Raw genomic sequence first — 2,467 nt, 5'->3', positions numbered from 1 at the left:
AGACGTGGCCGATGCGATCCGCCAGCGCCTGCAGCACCAGTCGCGCGCCACCGCGCTGCGGCAGTACATGCGCCTGCTGGTGGGGCAGGCCCAGGTCGAGGGCATCGAGCTCGAAGGCGCCGACTCGCCCCTGGTGCAGTGAACACGAGACCACCATGCCCGACGATCTGCTGCTGCGCCTGCGCGATTTCCAGGACGACTATTTCCCGCACCACCAGCAACGCTTCCAGGACCTGGTGGCCCAGGGCCAGCATCCCAAGACGCTGTTCATCGGCTGCAGCGATTCGCGCCTGGTGCCCTACCTGCTGACCGGCGCCGCGCCGGGCGAGCTCTTCCTGGTGCGCAACGTGGGCGCCTTCGTTCCGCCCTACGACCAGTCGCACGGCCTGCACGGGACCATGGCCGCGATCGAGTTCGCGGTGCTCAACCTCAAGGTGGAGCACATCATCGTTTGTGGCCACAGCCACTGCGGTGCCATCCGCACCGCCTACGAGGGCGCACCCGACGAGGCCATCGCACTCAAGGCCTGGCTCAAGCTGGTGGACGAAGCGCTGCTGCCCGTCAGCCCGGGACCGGAGGTGCTGCACCGCACCGAGCAACGCGCGGTGGTGCTGCAGCTCGAACGCCTGATGGACTACCCCATGGTTCGCCGCGCGGTGGAGGCCGGGCACCTGAGCCTGCACGGCTGGCACTACGTGATCGAGACCGGGCAGGTGCACGTGTTCGACGCCGCGCTGGGCGCCTTTGTGCCGGCCGCCGAGGCCGCGCACAGCGGCACCGGCCCGTACCTGGCCTATGTCGAACCCGACGGACAATCTTCCGAATGAACGCTGCCCTGCACCGCTTCCCGTTGGCTGCGCCAGCGCCCGACGAGGCGCCTGATGTGGCGTCCGTGGCCGATGCGCTGCGGGCCCTGATGGACGCTCGTCAGACCGTGCTGCCCAAGCGCCTGGTGGACCCCGGCCCCGGCGCCGACGAACTGCACGACTGGCTGGCCAGCGCCACCAGCGCCCCCGACCACGACCGCCTGCGCCCCTGGCGCCTGGTGCTGGTGCCCGCCGCCCAGCGCCCGCGCCTGGGCCAGGCCTTTGCCGACGCCCTGCGCGAACGCGACCCCGCCGCCACCGCCGACCAGCTGGAACAGGCGCACGACAAGGCCCTGCGCGCCCCGGTGCTGCTGCTGGTGGTGGTCGACGGCGCGTGTGGCGACCCGGAGATCGACCTGGCCGAACGCATCCTCTCGGCCGGCTGCGCGGTGCAGAACCTGCTGCTCATGGCCACCGCGCGCGGCTGGGGTTCGGCGCTCACCAGCGGCAAGGCCATGAAGTCCGCCGCGCTGCGCACGCTGTTCGGCCTCGGCCCGCAGGAGCACGCGCTGTGCTGCCTGAGCGTGGGCACCGCCAGCGCCCGCAAGCCGACCCCGCCCCGCCCGGACGTGCACGGGATCGTGCGCACCCTCACCGACGCCGGCCCCATCGACGGCCTCCACACCGACACCCCATGAACATCACCTGCTTTGACGACCTGATCGCCGCCGCCCGCACCCAGCCCACGCCCCAGACCCTGCTGATGGTCTTCGTTGACGTGGAACTGCCGCCCGACGCCAGCCCGCAGGAGCGTGAACGCTTCGAACAGGGACAGGGCGGTGCGCTGTCCCCGCGCATGTGCCTGGACCGCGCCGCGGCCGAACTGACCGACTGGCCCACCCTGAGCGCCGAGGCCGACCAGCAGTCGCGCGACTGGCGCATGGTGATGGTGGCGGCCCTGTCCGGCACCGCTGGACAGCCACCGAAGGACGAGGCCATCGAGCAGGCCCTCAACCGCATGGTCATGGCCGTGCACCAGGGTCAGATCGAGGGCTTCATCCCCTTCGATCGCCAGGGCCAGACGGTGCATTTCGGGTGAGGTTCCCCACCTGGAAAGACCCCGACAACCGCTGGTCAAAATACTGTACAAAAAAACCGTAAAGGGGCTATCATGGGTGCACCATGCAGCCCATTCCTCGCCGGCAGGCGGCCTTTGCGCCCCCTGCCGTTCCCGTCTCTGAAGCCATCGCCGCCCCAGCCCCGGGCGCGCTGGCGCTGCCGCCTGCGGTGGCGGCGGCCATCTGGCGCGGTGACGAGCTGGGCCTGCCGGTCGGCACCACCTGGGCCAGCGGGTTCGATCCGCTCGACGCCGTGCTGCCCGGTGGCGGCTGGCCCGGCGGGGCGCTGACCGAGTTGCTGCTGCCCCAGGCCGGCACGCTCGAATTCCGCCTGCTCGGCCCGCTGCTGGGCCGTATCGCGGCCAGGGGTGCCCGGGTGGTGCTGGTCGGCCCGCCCCGGCCGCCGCACGCGCCGGGCTTGTTGCCGCACGGCATCGGCACCGAGGCCCTGGTCTGGGTGCGGGCCGACACCGTGGCCGAACGCCTCTGGGCCACAGAACAGCTGCTCAAGGCCGGGTCGTGTGGCGCGGTGCTGGCCTGGCT

General features: G+C 71.5%; 3 protein-coding genes and 1 pseudogene. All 4 read left to right on the top strand.

Annotated features, from left to right (window positions below):
• Positions 1-155: 155 nt before the first annotated feature.
• Positions 156-827, top strand: a complete 672-nt coding sequence (locus ACR2JA_RS01335; protein WP_434007345.1) for a carbonic anhydrase — start codon at positions 156-158, stop codon at positions 825-827.
• Positions 824-1,504, top strand: coding sequence for a nitroreductase family protein (locus ACR2JA_RS01330; RefSeq protein ID WP_434007344.1), 681 nt, complete (start codon positions 824-826; stop codon positions 1,502-1,504). The genes ACR2JA_RS01335 and ACR2JA_RS01330 overlap by 4 nt, the downstream gene beginning before the upstream one ends.
• Complete coding sequence (locus ACR2JA_RS01325; RefSeq protein ID WP_434007343.1) at positions 1,501-1,905, top strand: ribonucleotide reductase subunit alpha; 405 nt, start codon at positions 1,501-1,503, stop codon at positions 1,903-1,905. Before ACR2JA_RS01330 ends, ACR2JA_RS01325 begins: the two co-directional genes overlap by 4 nt.
• 83 nt (positions 1,906-1,988) lie before the next feature.
• A pseudogene (locus ACR2JA_RS01320) lies at positions 1,989-2,467 on the top strand (translesion DNA synthesis-associated protein ImuA); the annotation flags it as partial.

Origin of the sequence: Hydrogenophaga sp. (assembly GCF_051007235.1) — a bacterium.
GTDB lineage: Bacteria > Pseudomonadota > Gammaproteobacteria > Burkholderiales > Burkholderiaceae_C > Hydrogenophaga.
Note: the sequence above shows the minus strand (reverse complement) of the source record. Positions and strands in the feature narration are given on the sequence as shown.

Coding starts and splice junctions, on each gene's coding strand:
- ACR2JA_RS01335 (WP_434007345.1), top strand. CDS start 156: ATGCCCGACGATCTGCTGCTGCGCCTGCGCGATTTCCAGGACGACTAT.
- ACR2JA_RS01330 (WP_434007344.1), top strand. CDS start 824: ATGAACGCTGCCCTGCACCGCTTCCCGTTGGCTGCGCCAGCGCCCGAC.
- ACR2JA_RS01325 (WP_434007343.1), top strand. CDS start 1,501: ATGAACATCACCTGCTTTGACGACCTGATCGCCGCCGCCCGCACCCAG.